This window comes from Bradyrhizobium sp. LMG 9283, assembly GCF_045571415.1.
Taxonomy (GTDB): Bacteria; Pseudomonadota; Alphaproteobacteria; order Rhizobiales; family Xanthobacteraceae; genus Bradyrhizobium.
Map to the genome: position 1 here is coordinate 4,037,485 of NZ_CP120691.1, position 13,144 is coordinate 4,050,628.

Annotated in this window: 13 protein-coding genes; 5 read left to right on the forward strand and 8 right to left on the reverse strand. The window is 66.0% G+C overall.

Annotated elements, in window-relative coordinates; genetic code table 11:
* Nucleotides 1-37: 37 nt before the first annotated feature.
* Nucleotides 38-646 carry an FMN-dependent NADH-azoreductase gene (locus P6U29_RS19045; RefSeq protein WP_407118961.1) on the reverse strand — a complete coding sequence of 203 codons (609 nt, stop codon included), beginning with the start codon at nt 644-646 and terminating at the stop codon, nt 38-40.
* Between the two features lie 83 nt (nt 647-729).
* Between P6U29_RS19045 and P6U29_RS19050 the strand changes: the two genes are divergently transcribed.
* Nucleotides 730-1,185 (forward strand): winged helix-turn-helix transcriptional regulator, encoded by a 456-nt coding sequence (locus tag P6U29_RS19050; protein WP_407118962.1) that lies wholly within the window; start codon nt 730-732, stop codon nt 1,183-1,185.
* A gap of 86 nt (nt 1,186-1,271) precedes the next feature.
* On the opposite strand, the gene dprA is transcribed toward P6U29_RS19050, so the two are convergent.
* Nucleotides 1,272-2,414 carry a DNA-processing protein DprA gene (gene dprA / locus P6U29_RS19055; protein WP_407118963.1) on the reverse strand — a complete coding sequence of 381 codons (1,143 nt, stop codon included), beginning with the start codon at nt 2,412-2,414 and terminating at the stop codon, nt 1,272-1,274.
* 91 nt (nt 2,415-2,505) lie between these two features.
* Between dprA and P6U29_RS19060 the strand changes: the two genes are divergently transcribed.
* Entirely contained in the window at nt 2,506-3,750 is a 1,245-nt protein-coding gene (locus P6U29_RS19060) for an amidase (RefSeq protein ID WP_407118964.1), read from the forward strand.
* Here P6U29_RS19060 and P6U29_RS19065 read toward each other — a convergent pair.
* The 4 genes from P6U29_RS19065 to P6U29_RS19080 all read right to left on the reverse strand — a co-directional run bounded on the left by P6U29_RS19065 (nt 3,742) and on the right by P6U29_RS19080 (nt 7,972).
* Complete coding sequence (locus P6U29_RS19065; protein ID WP_407118965.1) at nt 3,742-4,938, reverse strand: patatin-like phospholipase family protein; 1,197 nt, start codon at nt 4,936-4,938, stop codon at nt 3,742-3,744. The two genes, P6U29_RS19060 and P6U29_RS19065, sit on opposite strands and share 9 nt — an antisense overlap.
* A 150-nt stretch (nt 4,939-5,088) precedes the next feature.
* The gene (plsY, locus tag P6U29_RS19070; RefSeq protein ID WP_407118966.1) at nt 5,089-5,685 is read right to left on the reverse strand and encodes a glycerol-3-phosphate 1-O-acyltransferase PlsY; all 597 of its coding nucleotides are present in this window, start codon (nt 5,683-5,685) and stop codon (nt 5,089-5,091) included.
* Nucleotides 5,686-5,717: 32 nt separating this feature from the next.
* Nucleotides 5,718-7,019, reverse strand: a complete 1,302-nt coding sequence (locus tag P6U29_RS19075) for a dihydroorotase (RefSeq protein ID WP_407119358.1) — start codon at nt 7,017-7,019, stop codon at nt 5,718-5,720.
* 5 nt (nt 7,020-7,024) lie between these two features.
* A complete protein-coding gene (locus tag P6U29_RS19080) occupies nt 7,025-7,972 on the reverse strand; it encodes an aspartate carbamoyltransferase catalytic subunit (protein WP_122402883.1) in 948 nt (315 codons plus the stop codon).
* 168 nt (nt 7,973-8,140) lie between these two features.
* Between P6U29_RS19080 and P6U29_RS19085 the strand changes: the two genes are divergently transcribed.
* Genes P6U29_RS19085 through P6U29_RS19095 form a run of 3 tightly spaced genes read left to right on the forward strand, consistent with a single transcriptional unit; the run spans nt 8,141 to nt 11,351 of the window.
* Nucleotides 8,141-8,893, forward strand: coding sequence for a M15 family metallopeptidase (locus P6U29_RS19085; protein ID WP_407118967.1), 753 nt, complete (start codon nt 8,141-8,143; stop codon nt 8,891-8,893).
* Between the two features lie 20 nt (nt 8,894-8,913).
* Complete coding sequence (locus tag P6U29_RS19090; protein WP_407118968.1) at nt 8,914-10,557, forward strand: acyl-CoA dehydrogenase family protein; 1,644 nt, start codon at nt 8,914-8,916, stop codon at nt 10,555-10,557.
* A 23-nt stretch (nt 10,558-10,580) separates the two neighbouring features.
* Nucleotides 10,581-11,351, forward strand: a complete 771-nt coding sequence (locus P6U29_RS19095) for a CPBP family intramembrane glutamic endopeptidase (protein ID WP_407119359.1) — start codon at nt 10,581-10,583, stop codon at nt 11,349-11,351.
* Nucleotides 11,352-11,482: 131 nt separating this feature from the next.
* Here P6U29_RS19095 and P6U29_RS19100 read toward each other — a convergent pair whose 3' ends face one another.
* Both P6U29_RS19100 and ruvX read right to left on the reverse strand, forming a co-directional pair.
* On the reverse strand, nt 11,483-12,406 hold the full coding sequence (locus P6U29_RS19100) for an AEC family transporter (protein WP_407118969.1): 924 nt from the start codon (nt 12,404-12,406) through the stop codon (nt 11,483-11,485).
* A gap of 3 nt (nt 12,407-12,409) precedes the next feature.
* Entirely contained in the window at nt 12,410-12,901 is a 492-nt protein-coding gene (ruvX, locus tag P6U29_RS19105; RefSeq protein ID WP_407118970.1) for a Holliday junction resolvase RuvX, read from the reverse strand.
* Between the last annotated feature and the right edge of the window lie 243 nt (nt 12,902-13,144).

The following is a 13,144-nucleotide window of genomic DNA, read 5'->3' on the forward strand; positions in this document are numbered from 1 at the left end:
GCCGCAGGCAATCCCGCGGCGACTGACTATGTCGATCTCAGGCCGCGCGCAGGTTCGTTGCTGCCTGGAGCGCGCCGGTGAGCGCCTTCTCGCGGTGGTCCGGGCCGATCTGGATGCCGTCGGCAGGGATGAATTCGACGCTAGTGATACCCATGAAATCGAACACCCAGCGCAGATAGGTTTCGAGATGCTCGCCGGCCGCGTACGGCGTCTCGGCGCCGTAGAAGCCGCCGCGCGAGATCGCGACGATCACGCGCTTGCCGCCGGCGAGCCCCTCAGGTCCGGCCGCGCCGTATTTGAACGTCTTCCCCGCCACCAGGATGCGGTCGATCCAGGCCTTGAGCTGGCTCGGAATGGTGAAATTGTACATGGGCGCGCCGATCACGACGATGTCGGCAGCCAGGAACTCCTCCAGCGCCGCCGCGCTTGCGGCAAGGTCTGGTCCGAGTTCCGCCGGTGCGACAGCGCCTTGCGCAGCGGCGAGGTGCGAGCCGGAGAGGTGGGCAAGCGGCGCCTGGCTCAGGTCGCGATAGACGACCTCAAGCGAGGGCGTCGCCTGGCGGAGCCGGTCGACGATGGCGGCGGAAACCTGCCGGCTGACGGAGTGGGGGCCGAGCACGCTGGAGTCGATATGGAGCAGTTTCATGTGGGGTCACCCTGGTATAAGTTTGTAACCAGAGCTACATGAGTGACCATCGAAATCCCCGCAAGAACGCACTTTTTTGAGCCATGGGCACATCTTTGAAACCTGAGAACACCGATTTGCCTGCTCCGCCGCGGCCAAATCCAAGGTCGGATACAAGGCCCGATCCCATACCGGATCCCAACCATGCGGACTGCCGCGGTGTCGCCTCCGTACTGTCCCGCGTCGGCGACAAATGGAGCGTGTTCGTCATCATGATGCTGAGCGACGGCCCGAAGCGCTTCAACGAGCTCAAGCGCATGATCAACGGCATCTCGCAGCGCATGCTGACCCTGACGCTGCGCGGGCTGGAGCGCGACGGCCTCGTCACGCGCACGATCTTTCCGACCATTCCGCCGCGCGTGGATTATGAGCTGACCGATCTCGGCCGCGGCCTCCAGCAGCCGGTGAAAGCGCTCGGAGAATGGGCGATCGCGCATCAGGAGCAGATCGCGGCAGCACGCACGCGCTTCGACGAGCGCAACGACGGAAGCGGAGAATAAGCAGTAAGCGCTCTGCTCATGCTGCGAGGTCGATTTTACCTTCCCCTGGAGGGGGAGGGTAAGTTCGAGAGTCATTTGATCATGCACTAAAGCAGCGACACCAATCCGCCACCGTGGCGCTCGAGCCGCCCGGCGAGCTCAAGCTCCAGCAGCACGGTGCGCACGATTGCCGGCGAGGCGCCGGACATTCGGACGAGATCGTCGATCGAGATCGGGGCTGGGCCGAGCAGGCCGGTGATCTGGTCGCGATCATGGCTTTGCGGATCGCTTTCGAACGGCTCGCTGTCGGGCTCGCCCGCGGGGTGCATCAGCGGCCGCTCCATAATGGGCTGAACCGCGTTGATGATGTCGGCAGCTTCGGTGACGAGCGTTGCGCCCTGCTTGATCAGATCGTTAGTGCCGGCGGCACGCGGATCGAGCGGAGAGCCGGGGACTGCGAACACTTCGCGGCCCTGTTCGGCCGCCATGCGTGCTGTGATCAGCGAGCCCGAGCGGTGCGCCGCCTCCACCACGACGACGCCGAGCGCGGCGCCCGAGATGAGGCGATTGCGACGGGGAAAGTCGCGGGCGCGCGGCTCGTGGCCGAGCGGCATCTCGGAGATCGCCGCGCCCTTGTGATCCAGGATCGCGGCGAGCAGGTCGCCATGCTCGGGCGGATAGATGCAATCGTGACCGCCGGCGAGCACGGCGATTGTGCCGCTTTCGACGCTCGTGCGATGCGCGGCCTGGTCGACGCCGCGCGCCAGCCCCGAGATGATGACAAAGCCGGCTTCGCCAAGCTCGCGCGCGAGCTGGCCGGCGAATTTCAAGCCGGCACCGGAGGCATTGCGCGAGCCGACGATTGCGATCATCGGCCTCATCAAGGTTTTTGTGTCGCCGCGCACGGCAAGCAGCGGCGGCGCATCATCGAGTGTCGCGAGCCGTGCCGGATAGCCGTCCTCGCCGGGCGCGAGCCAGGCGATGCCGAATTTGCGGCTTGCGGCAAGCTCGGCCTTTGCCTCATCCGCACTGCAGATGCGCCCCGATCGCTGCGCACCGCCACGGCGTGCCAGATCGGGCAAACGCTCCAGTGCGGCGCGCGGGCTGCCGAAATGATCGACCAGCGAGCGGAAGGTGCGCGGGCCGACATTGTCGGAACGGATCAGCCGCAGGCGGTCGATCCGCTCAGTCTCGGTCAGCTCCACACTTGGGTTGATGGCGTCCACGGTGTCTCCTTGCAGGGACAGCATGGAACAACCTGAGGGCGTTGCGCAACAGGGACGTGCGCTTGCGCGGCATCGCCCCGATGCTAAAAGCGATGGCAATAAGAAGGATTTTGCCATGATCTCACTTGCCGACCTCCAGCGCCGCATCGAAGCGGGGGAGCTTTCGCCCGATACCGCCATCGCGCAATCGCATGCCGCGATCGAGGCCAAGGAGAAGGACGTCCACGCCTTCGTCCGTCATGACAAGTCGGCAAAGGCGCAAGGCACCGGGCCGCTGCGCGGCATTGCGGTCGGCATAAAGGACATCATCGATACCGCGAACATGCCGACCGAGATGGGCTCGGATATCTATCGCGGTTGGCAGCCGCGCGCTGATGCACCTGTCGTGATGATGCTGAAGCGAGCAGGGGCCACCATCATCGGCAAGACCACCACGACTGCGTTCGCCTCGCGCGATCCGACGCCGACGCGCAATCCGCACAATCTGGGTCATTCGCCGGGCGGCTCGTCCTCGGGCTCGGCGGCGGCCGTTGGCGCCGGCATGCTCCCGCTGGCGCTGGGCACCCAGACCGGCGGCTCGGTGATCCGGCCCGCCGCCTATTGCGGGACGGCCGCGATCAAGCCGTCGTTCCGGATGCTGCCGACGGTGGGCGTGAAGTGCTATTCGTGGGCGCTCGATACGGTCGGCCTGTTCGGCGCGCGTGCGGAAGATCTCGCGCGTGGGCTGCTGGCGATGACGGGGCGCACCGATTTCTCGGGCATCATCCCGGCGAAGTCGCCGCGGATCGGCGTGGTCAGGCAGGAGTTCGCCGGCGCCGTGGAGCCGGCGGCCGAAGAGGGGCTGCAAGCCGCAATCAGGGCGGCCGAGCGCGCCGGTGCAAGCGTGCAGACCATCGATCTGCCCGAGGCCGTCCAAGAGGCCTGGCGCATCCACCCAATCATCCAGGACTTTGAGGCGCATCGCGCACTCGCCTGGGAGTTTTCAGAGCGTCACGACGAGATCGCGCCGATGCTGCGCGCCAGTCTCGATGCGACGGTCGGGCTGACGCCGAAGGAATATGACGAGGCGCGCCGCATCAGCCGTCGCGGCCGCCGCGAGCTCGGCGAATTGTTCGAGGGCGTCGACGTACTCTTGACCTATTCGGCACCGGGCACCGCGCCGGCCAAGGAGCTCGCCACCACCGGCGATCCCCGCTACAACCGGCTGTGGACGCTGATGGGCAATCCTTGCGTCAACGTACCGGTGCTGAAGGTCGGTGGCCTGCCGATCGGCGTGCAGGTGATCGCGCGCTTCGGCAATGATCCGCTCGCGCTTGCGGCGGCCTGGTTTCTGGAGGAGGCACTGGCGAAATCAGGCTAGGGCAGGTTCGGCCCGAGCTGGCTGCGGAACGCGCGCGGGCGCATTGCGGTCCGCACCTTGCCCGAGCCAGCGCTCGGCGGCCTCGCGGCCGCTCCGGTGCAAGAGGCGAATGAAACCGCGGCCAAGATCGGTGGACGAGCGCTGCGCCAGGCCGTCAATGGAGTCTTCCGCCGCGATCCTGGAGAGCCGCAGCGACGGCGTGGTATGGGCCTGCGCCCATTCGATCGCCGCGATTTCGGCGTGGAGCGCGGCGTTGGCCGCGATCTGGTCGAGCCTACGGTCGATCGCGGCGAGCGTGATTGGCACGTAGCTGTCGCGCGTCGGCGTGACCTGCACCAGCAGGACATCGGACGTCGTGGTCTCCTGCGCCAGCCGCAGCAGCGGCGGGTTGCCGCCGAAGCCGCCGTCCCAACAGGCTTCGCCGTCGACCTCGACGGCGCAGTGAACCAGGGGCGGGCAGGTCGAGGCCAGCGCGACGTCGGCGGTAACGGCGTCGTTGCGGAAGATCTGCTGTTGGCCGTCGCGGATCCGCGTCGCCGCGATCATGAGCCGTGGGCACCTTGGGTCACGCAGTGCGGCAAAATCGATGTCGCGCGACAGGGCCTGCCGTAGCGGATCGAGATCGAACGGATCGAACTGCCCGGAGCGCAGCGTCGGGCCGAATGCGACCGAGCTTCCCGCGGGCGAAAAGCCGCCGATCAGCATCAGCGAGCGGAACGAGGCTTCGTGCATCAGCCGGACCCAGAACCGGCTCAGTCGCGACCGGGCGCCTTCGCGTCCGCCTTCGGCCAAGCCGCAAGCGAGCAGCAGCGCATTGATGGCGCCGGCGCTGGCGCCGCTGATGGTGTCGATCGCGATGTCAGGCTCTTCCAGCAGCCGCTCCAGCACGCCCCAGGTGAAGGCGGCAAAGGTGCCACCGCCCTGAAGTGCCAGCGAAAGGTTTCGCGGCGGCCATTGGTCGGCACGCGCCTGCGCGGGCGCGACCGATGCAACCTTGGCGAACACGATATCGAGCGGAGCGGCGGGTTGCGCGGCGGGCTCAGGCTGCGGCGCTGGGCGTGAGACAGGGACAGGCGATGGCGGCGCATCGGACCAGATGTTGGTCGCCGAGAGCAGCCGGCTTGCCGCGGTGCCGGAAGCACCTTGCGAACCACCCCCGTCCTGCGCGCCGACAATCTTCTCGCTCATTCTGAGCAACCGCGTAACGCCGTTTCCTGTGTCAGGATGACAGGCATGGACCTCGTTCGCCACAGCCCGCCGTGAGTCGCAGCAAAGTTGCGAACAGGATTCGGCATTTAATGCGGTAGGGGTGCGGCGGTATCCGGACTTTTTCCGGTTTCAAGCCTTCTCGCCGATCCGGCTTTCCTTGCCCGCCTGCAAGCGCTTGATGTTCTCGCGATGCGCGTAGAACAAGAGCAGCGTCAGCACTGCTGCCAGTGCGGACAATGCGAGGTGACCGAACCACCACAGGAACATCGGCGTGATGAACGCCGCCACCAGCGCCGAGAGCGAAGAGTAGCGTGTGGTGAAGGCGGTAGCCAGCCAGAGCAGGCAGAACACGACGGCGCCAGGCCAGAACAGGCCGAGCAGGATGCCGATATAGACCGCCACGCCCTTGCCGCCTCTAAACTTCAGCCAGACCGGGAACAGATGGCCGAGGAACGCGCCGAGCCCGGCCACCATCGCGGCATTGGGGCCTGCGATGTAGCCGGCGATCACCACGGCCACGGTGCCCTTGAGCGCGTCGAACAGCAGGGTGCCCGCGGCAAGACTCTTGCGTCCCGTGCGCAGCACGTTCGTGGCACCGATGCTGCCGGAGCCGATTGAGCGGATATCCTGCGTGCCTGCGAGCCTGGTCAGAATCAGCCCGAACGGAATCGAGCCGAGGAGATAGCCGATGACGAAGGCGACCGGCAAAAATGCTTCAAGCCCCATTGCTGGATCTCCGTGTCGAACGATCTCGCATGTCAGACATGCTCGTAGACCGTCCGTCCGCCGACAATGGTGCGCACCACGCGGCCTGTAAAGCGGGCCTCATCGAACGGGGTGTTCTTGCAGGGCGATTTGAGGTCGGCGGGATCGACCACCCAGGGCGTATCGGGGTCGATCACGATGACATCGGCCGGGCTGCCCGCGCGCAGGGTTCCGCCTGGCAGCCCGAGCAGCTCGGCCGGCCGGGTCGACATCGCACGGATCAGCGTCTTCAGTTCCATCTCGCCATTATGCACCAGCCGCAAGCCGGCCGGCAGCATGGTCTCGAGGCCGACGGCGCCGGGTGCGGCTTCCGCGAACGGCAGGCGTTTGACCTCGACGTCCTGCGGATTGTGGTCCGACATGATGACGTCGAGGAGGCCGGAGGCGAGCGCCGCCACCACCGCGCGGCGGTCGTCCTCGGTGCGTAGCGGCGGCGACAGCTTCAGGAACGATCGGTAGGGGCCGATGTCGTTCTCGTTCAGCGCCAGATGGTTGATCGAGACCGAGGCGCTGACCGCGAGCCCAGCATCGCGAGCGCGCTGGAGGATGTCGAGAGAGTCGATGCAGGTCAGCGAAGCTGCATGGTAGCGGCCGCCGGTGAGGGCGACGAGGCGCAGGTCGCGCTCCAGCATCACGGCTTCGGCGGCATTCGGGATCCCCATCAGGCCGAGCCGGGTCGCGAACTCGCCCTCGTTCATGACGCCTTCGCCGACCAGGTTGGGGTCCTCGGTGTGATGCACGATCAGCGCGTCGAAGTCGCGGGCATAGGTCAGCGCGCGGCGCATCACCTGGGCGTTGGTCACGCTTTTGTCGCCGTCGCTGAAGGCGACCGCGCCGGCCGCCTTCAGGAGGCCGAATTCGGTCATCTCCTCGCCTTGCATGCCCTTGGTGAGCGCGGCCATCGGCTGGATGTTGACGATCGCGGTGTCGCGGGCGCGGCGCATCACGAAATCGACGGTCGCCGAATTGTCGATGACGGGCAAGGTGGCGGGCTGGCAGATGATGGTGGTGATGCCACCGGTCGCAGCGGCCTGGCTCGCCGAGGCAAAGGTCTCGCGGTGGCTGAGCCCGGGCTCGCCGACGAAGGCGCGCATGTCGATCAGGCCCGGCGCCACGATCTTGCCGGAGCAGTTGATGATGTCGGTGCCCTCGGGCACCCCGGCCGCGCCGATGCCGCGGCGCGTCTCGCGGATGGTGCCGTCGGCAATGAGAACGTCACCGATGCCGTCGAACTCCCTGGAAGGATCGACGACGCGGGCGTTGGCGAGCAGAATGGGGCGGCGGTCGGTCAACATCGGCATCACGCGTTCGGCAGGTTGCGGGCGAGCGCTTCCAGCACGGCCATGCGCACCGCGACGCCCATCTCCACCTGTTCGCGGATCAGGGACTGGGCGCCGTCGGCCACGATCGAGTCGATCTCCACGCCGCGGTTCATGGGACCTGGATGCATCACGAGCGCATCCGGCTTGGCGTAGGCGAGCTTCTTCTGGTCGAGCCCGAAATAGTGGAAATATTCCGATGACGAAGGCACGAAGGAGCCGTTCATGCGCTCGCGCTGCAGGCGCAGCATCATGACGATGTCGGCGCCTTCGAGACCCTCGCGCATGTCGCGCGCGACCTCGACGCCCATCCGCTCGATGCCCGTTGGCAGCAGCGTGGAGGGGCCGACGACGCGGACGCGGGCGCCCATGGTGTTGAGCAGGATGATGTTGGAGCGGGCGACGCGCGAATGCAGCACGTCGCCGCAGATCGCCACCACGAGCCCCTCGATCCGCCCCTTGTTGCGGCGGATGGTGAGGGCATCGAGCAGCGCCTGGGTCGGATGCTCATGCGCGCCGTCGCCGGCATTGATCACGGAACCGTCGACTTTGCGCGCCAGCAGTTCCACCGCGCCGGAGGCGTGATGGCGTACCACCAGGATGTCGGGGTGCATCGCGTTCAGTGTCACGGCGGTGTCGATCAGGGTCTCGCCCTTGCGGATCGAGGACGAGGACACCGACATGTTCATGACGTCGGCACCCAGCCGCTTGCCGGCGAGCTCGAACGAGGATTGGGTCCGGGTGGAAGCCTCGAAGAAAAGGTTCACCTGCGTCCGTCCCCGCAGGACGGTGCGCTTCTTGTCAACCTGGCGGTTGAGCTCGACATATTCTTCGGACAGGTCGAGGAGGCCGCTGATGTCGGCCGCGGAAAGGCCCTCGATGCCCAGCAAATGCCGGTGGCCGAGGACGAAGGTCGATTTCGATGTCATTAAAGCCAGAGCTATAGGCGCGGATGGTCGGAGGGGCAAGGGGCAAACAGGAGGAAGAGAGTTATCCCCTGATCTGTCGGTCTTGCCGTCATTCCGGGATGGTGCGTAAGCACCAGACCCGGAATCTCGAGATTCCGGAGCCGCCCCGGAATGACAGGGGAAGAGAGAATGCGCTTCATCAGATCGATTTTGATTTCATTTCTCGCGATCGCCGCATCCGCCCACGCCCAATCGCTTCCCGGCGGCTTCATGTACCTGCGCGACATCGATCCCAGCATCATCCAGGACATCCGCTACGCCACATCGAACAATTTCGTCGGCCGTCCACTCGCCGGCTACGGCGCCGGCGAATGCGTGGTGAAACGGGAGGTGGGGCTGCGGCTGAAGGCGGTGCAGGAGGAACTGGCGGCGCAAAATTTGTCGCTAAAGATGTTCGACTGCTACCGGCCGGCGCGGGCGTCGCTCGACATGGTGAAGTGGTCGCAGAACGGTCATGAGACGGCGGCCGAGCGGCGCTACAACCCTGAGATTCCGAAGACCGAGCTGTTCCGCCTCGGCTATATTGCGAGCCGCTCGCAGCATTCCACGGGTGCAGCGCTCGATCTCACTTTGGTCGATCTCAAAGCCGACAATTCCGCCAAATACGACCCGACAAGAACCTATGCCGACTGCACGGGGCCGGCCGAGGCTCGGGCGCCGGAGGGCAGCGTCGACATGGGTACCGGCTACGACTGTACCGATGCGAAGGGGCACACTGCGGCACCGTCGATCAATCCGGAGCAGCGCGCCTGGCGCAAGCGGCTGATCGCCGCGATGGCCAGGCAAGGCTTTGTGAACTATTCGAAGGAGTGGTGGCATTTTTCCCTGCCGGGGGCGGGCGGGGCGGCCTATGATTTCCCGATCCAGCCGCGGCGGAACTAATTCCGATCCGAGGAAGCACCATGACCCAACCGAGCTTTGCGACCCACGAGGTCTTCAACCAGTCGCCGCCGTTCGAGGACGTCGACCTGTTCGCCGCGGATCGGCCGCTGGTCGAGGCGGTCAGGGCCAATGGCGGCGCGGTGGCGGAGGGCGAGCTGTCGGAATTCGGCAAGCACTGGGGCTCGACCGCGATGGCCGATCGCGGGCGCCTCGCGAACGAGAACACGCCGAAGCTGCGCACCTTCGATACCAAGGGCAACCGGCGCGACCAGGTCGAGTTTCACCCCTCGTATCACGAGCTGATGGCGCACAGCGCGCATGCGGGCGTGCACAATTCAACGTGGACGGCGGATGGAAAACCTGCCGGCGATGCCGCCGAAGTCATTCGGGCCGCGAAATTCTATATCGCCGCGCAAGTCGAGACCGGCCACCTCTGCCCAATTACGATGACGCGCGCCTCCGTCGGTGCGCTGGCGATGCAGCCCGATCTGCTCGCGTGCGTGATGCCGGTGCTGTCGACGAAGAGCTACGATCCCAGCTTCGCGCCGTGGTGGGAAAAGCGCGGCATGACGCTCGGCATGGGCATGACCGAGAAGCAGGGCGGCACCGACGTGCGCGCCAACATGACGCGCGCCGTGCGCGACGGAGATGGCTATCGCATCACCGGCCATAAATGGTTCATGTCGGCGCCGATGTGCGATGCGTTCCTGGTGCTGGCCCAGGCGGAAGGCGGGCTGACTTGTTTCTTCATGCCGCGCTTCGCGCCGGATGGTTCGGTCAACGCCATCCAGTTCCAGCGGCTGAAGGACAAGCTCGGCAACCGCTCCAATGCCTCGTCCGAGGTCGAGTTCGTCGGCGCCTATGCGCAAGCGGTCGGCGAGGAGGGCAAGGGCATCCGCACCATCATCCAGATGGTGCAGCTGACGCGGCAGGATTGCGCGATTGCGTCCGTCGGCTTGATGCGTTCGGGCCTCGCCCATGCATTGCATCATGCCCGTCACCGCAGCGTGTTCCAGAAGCATCTGGCCGACCAGCCCCTGATGCAGGCCGTGCTGTCGGACATGGCGCTGCATGTGGAGGCGAGCACCGCGCTCGTGATGCGGCTCTGCCGCGCCTTCGACCGCACGCCGCACGATGCGGCCGATGCCGCCTATATGCGGCTGCTCACGCCCGCGATCAAATACTGGACCTGCAAGAGCGCGCCGCCGTTCCTCTACGAGGCGATGGAGTGCCTCGGTGGCAACGGCTATGTCGAGGACGGCATCTTGGCGCGCCACTATCGCGAGTCGCCGGTGAATGCGATCTGGGAAGGTTCGGGCAACGTGATGTGCCTCGATGTGCTCCGCGCGCTCTCGCGCGAGGGCGAGGCGGCGATGGCGGTGCTGCAATCGCTTGCGGCCGACACGAAGAGCCTGCCGGGGGCGGGGGAGGCGGTCGCGTTCATCGGCAAGACTTTTCGTCGCGCCGACGGCGAGCGCGTCGCGCGGCTTGCGGTCGAGAAGTTGGCGTTGCTCGCCGCCGCCGCAGCGCTCAACGGCGTGTCACCGCACAATGCCGAACTGTTTGCGAGCACGCGTCTCGCCGCCAATCACGCCAGCATGTATGGCGCGGTCGAACTCGACCGCGGCGACGTGCGCGCGCTGCTGGAGCGTGCGCTGCCGTGAGTCTCCCCAACGAAAGCCTCCTGATGGACACCCTCAATCCCGACCATCCGCCGCTCGTCATGACGCGAGCAGAGTACGCGCCACTTGTCTGGAAGTTCTGGGGCACGGCGCTGTGGGGCCTCCTCATCTTCGTCGCGATGTTCGTCGGGCAGATCGGCGCCGTCGTTCTGCTGGTGGCGCAGCGTGGCCTTCCCATGGATATCGCCTCGCTCCAGCTCGTCGGCCATGAGCCCCAGACGCTCGCGCTCTCGGTCATCATGGGCCTGCCGGCGACGCTGGCCGCGGTCTGGCTCGCCATCCGCATTAAGAAGGCCTCCTTTGTCGATTATCTCGCGCTGCATTGGCCGTCCTGGAAGCAGCTGCTGTTCGGCGCCGTCGGCCTCATCCTGATCGTGCTGATCTGGGAGACGATGTCGCGCGCGCTCGGCCGCGAGGCGACGCCGGGCTTCATGACCGATCTGTTGAAATCGGGACGCGACAAGGGCGCTGCGCTGTTGCTTCTGTTCGCCTTCAGCGTGGCTGCGCCGATGTCGGAAGAGATCCTGGCGCGCGGCTTCCTCTATCGCGGCTGGTCGGCGAGCTTCATGCGCGTGCCGGGCGCGATTCTCTTGTCGTCGCTGGTCTGGACAATCGTGCACCTGCAATACGACATCTACTTCCTCGCCGAAGTCTTCACCATCGGCCTGTGGTTCGGCTACATGCGCTATCGCTCTGGCTCGCTGTGGCTCACCATCGTGCTCCATGCGCTGAACAATCTGACCGCGGTGGTGGCGACGATGTGGCTGGGGAGCTAGGAAGAAGCTTCACACTCCGTCATTGCGAGCGCCGCGAAGCAATCCAGAGTCTTTCCGCGGTGGCAGTCTGGATTGCTTCGTCGCAAGGGCTCCTCGCAATGACGAGGTGAGAGAGCTCCGCGCGACGAGGTCTAAGCCGCCAGCGCGATCGCCATCGGCATTGTGACCGCCGCCAGCATCGTCTGCAGCGTGATGATCTGCGCCAGCAGCGGCGCGTCGCCGCCCATCTGGCGGGCGAGGACATAGGCGCTCGACGAGGTCGGCACCGCCGAGCAGATCGCAACAATCGCCAGGCTGTCGCCCGACAGGCCAAACCAGACGGCAAGCGCGAGGGCGACTGCAGGCATCAGCACCAGCTTGAAAGCGACGCCGATCGCAGCGGCAGCGCTCGGACGCAGCAGGCCTTCCAGATGCAGCCCCGCGCCCGTGACGAGCAGGCCGATGGCGAGCGAGGAACGGCTGAGCGCGTCGGCAACCTCATGCCAGAGCTTTGGCAGCGGCAGGTGGGTGACATTGATGAAGAGGCCGATCGCGCAGGCCCAAATTAGAGGATTGCGCACCAATGTCATGACGATGGCGCTGCCGGATTGCTTTTCGGGCGATGCGTAATGGGCGAGCACCGCGACGCTGAACACGTTGACCAGGGGAATGATCGCGACCATCGCCACTGAGGCGAGCGCCAGCCCGACGTCGCCGAACATGTTGGCGGCCACCGACAGCCCGACGAAGGTCTGCCAGCGCGTCGCGCCCTGGAAGATCGAGGTGAAGGCGGGGCCATCGATACCGAGTCGCGAAAGGGTCGGGCGCAGCGCGAGGCACAGCAGCGACATTGCGAGCGCCGACAGCAGCAGCGCGCCGCCGACGCCGGCGACCGGCACCTTGGAGAGGTCCGCCTTCACCAGCGTCTGGATCAGCAGCATCGGGAACAGCACGAAATAGGTCAGCCGCTCCAGCCCGTGCCACTGCGTGTCGAGCCGCATCAGGCTGCGCTTCAGCACGATGCCGAGCACGATGAGGATGAAAACCGGCAGCAGCGCCGCGACGACGACGGCCATGGATCAATCGATCCCCGGGCTGGCGCGAAGATTGGCGAGGCGGTCGAGCGCGCCTTGCAGGATGAAGATCGCGGCATGCTCGTCGATCACCTCGGCGCGTTTGGCACGGCTGACGTCCATGCCGATCAACTCGCGCTCGACCGCCGCGGTCGAGAGGCGCTCGTCCCAGAGGCCGATGGGAAGCACGGTCAGGCCGGCAAGGTTGCGCGCAAAGGCGCGGGTGGATTGCGCGCGCGGGCCCTCGCTGCCGTCCATGTTGATGGGCAGGCCGAGCACGAATCCGGCCGCCTTGCGTTCGGCCGCGATCACGAGCAGGCGGGCGGCATCCTGCTTGAACGCCTTACGGGAGATGGTTTCGACGCCGGTCGCAAGCCGACGATCGGGGTCGGACACGGCAACGCCGATGGTCTTGGTGCCGAGATCGAGCCCGACCAGCGCGCCGCGCGCGGGCCAATGGGTTGCAGCTTCGACGAGAGGCAGGATAAGAGCCGGCATGGCGTTAGCGCATATCACGCGGCACGCTGCGGAGTGAACCCGGAACATGGATGCGCTGATATTATTCGGCCTGTTCGCCGTCACGGCGATGCTGGGCCACGCACAAATGCAACGATCATTTGTGGCAAATCTCACACGGGCGGCGTCGCAGACCATGGCATGATGTCGCGACCTCGGCAGCGCACGTCGATTGACGCTATGGTTGTGTAGCTGTAAATTTGAAGGTCTAAAGTAGTATTGGGC

What these genes read in the sequence shown, in the direction of transcription:
- P6U29_RS19060 (WP_407118964.1), top strand. Translation starts at nt 2,506, where the DNA reads ATGATCTCACTTGCCGACCTCCAGCGCCGCATCGAAGCGGGGGAGCTT.
- P6U29_RS19085 (WP_407118967.1), top strand. Translation starts at nt 8,141, where the DNA reads ATGCGCTTCATCAGATCGATTTTGATTTCATTTCTCGCGATCGCCGCA.
- P6U29_RS19095 (WP_407119359.1), top strand. Translation starts at nt 10,581, where the DNA reads ATGGACACCCTCAATCCCGACCATCCGCCGCTCGTCATGACGCGAGCA.
- plsY (WP_407118966.1), bottom strand. Translation starts at nt 5,685, where the DNA reads ATGGGGCTTGAAGCATTTTTGCCGGTCGCCTTCGTCATCGGCTATCTC.
- dprA (WP_407118963.1), bottom strand. Translation starts at nt 2,414, where the DNA reads ATGCTGTCCCTGCAAGGAGACACCGTGGACGCCATCAACCCAAGTGTG.
- P6U29_RS19080 (WP_122402883.1), bottom strand. Translation starts at nt 7,972, where the DNA reads ATGACATCGAAATCGACCTTCGTCCTCGGCCACCGGCATTTGCTGGGC.
- P6U29_RS19090 (WP_407118968.1), top strand. Translation starts at nt 8,914, where the DNA reads ATGACCCAACCGAGCTTTGCGACCCACGAGGTCTTCAACCAGTCGCCG.
- P6U29_RS19075 (WP_407119358.1), bottom strand. Translation starts at nt 7,019, where the DNA reads ATGTTGACCGACCGCCGCCCCATTCTGCTCGCCAACGCCCGCGTCGTC.
- P6U29_RS19050 (WP_407118962.1), top strand. Translation starts at nt 730, where the DNA reads ATGGGCACATCTTTGAAACCTGAGAACACCGATTTGCCTGCTCCGCCG.
- P6U29_RS19100 (WP_407118969.1), bottom strand. Translation starts at nt 12,406, where the DNA reads ATGGCCGTCGTCGTCGCGGCGCTGCTGCCGGTTTTCATCCTCATCGTG.
- P6U29_RS19065 (WP_407118965.1), bottom strand. Translation starts at nt 4,938, where the DNA reads ATGAGCGAGAAGATTGTCGGCGCGCAGGACGGGGGTGGTTCGCAAGGT.
- ruvX (WP_407118970.1), bottom strand. Translation starts at nt 12,901, where the DNA reads ATGCCGGCTCTTATCCTGCCTCTCGTCGAAGCTGCAACCCATTGGCCC.
- P6U29_RS19045 (WP_407118961.1), bottom strand. Translation starts at nt 646, where the DNA reads ATGAAACTGCTCCATATCGACTCCAGCGTGCTCGGCCCCCACTCCGTC.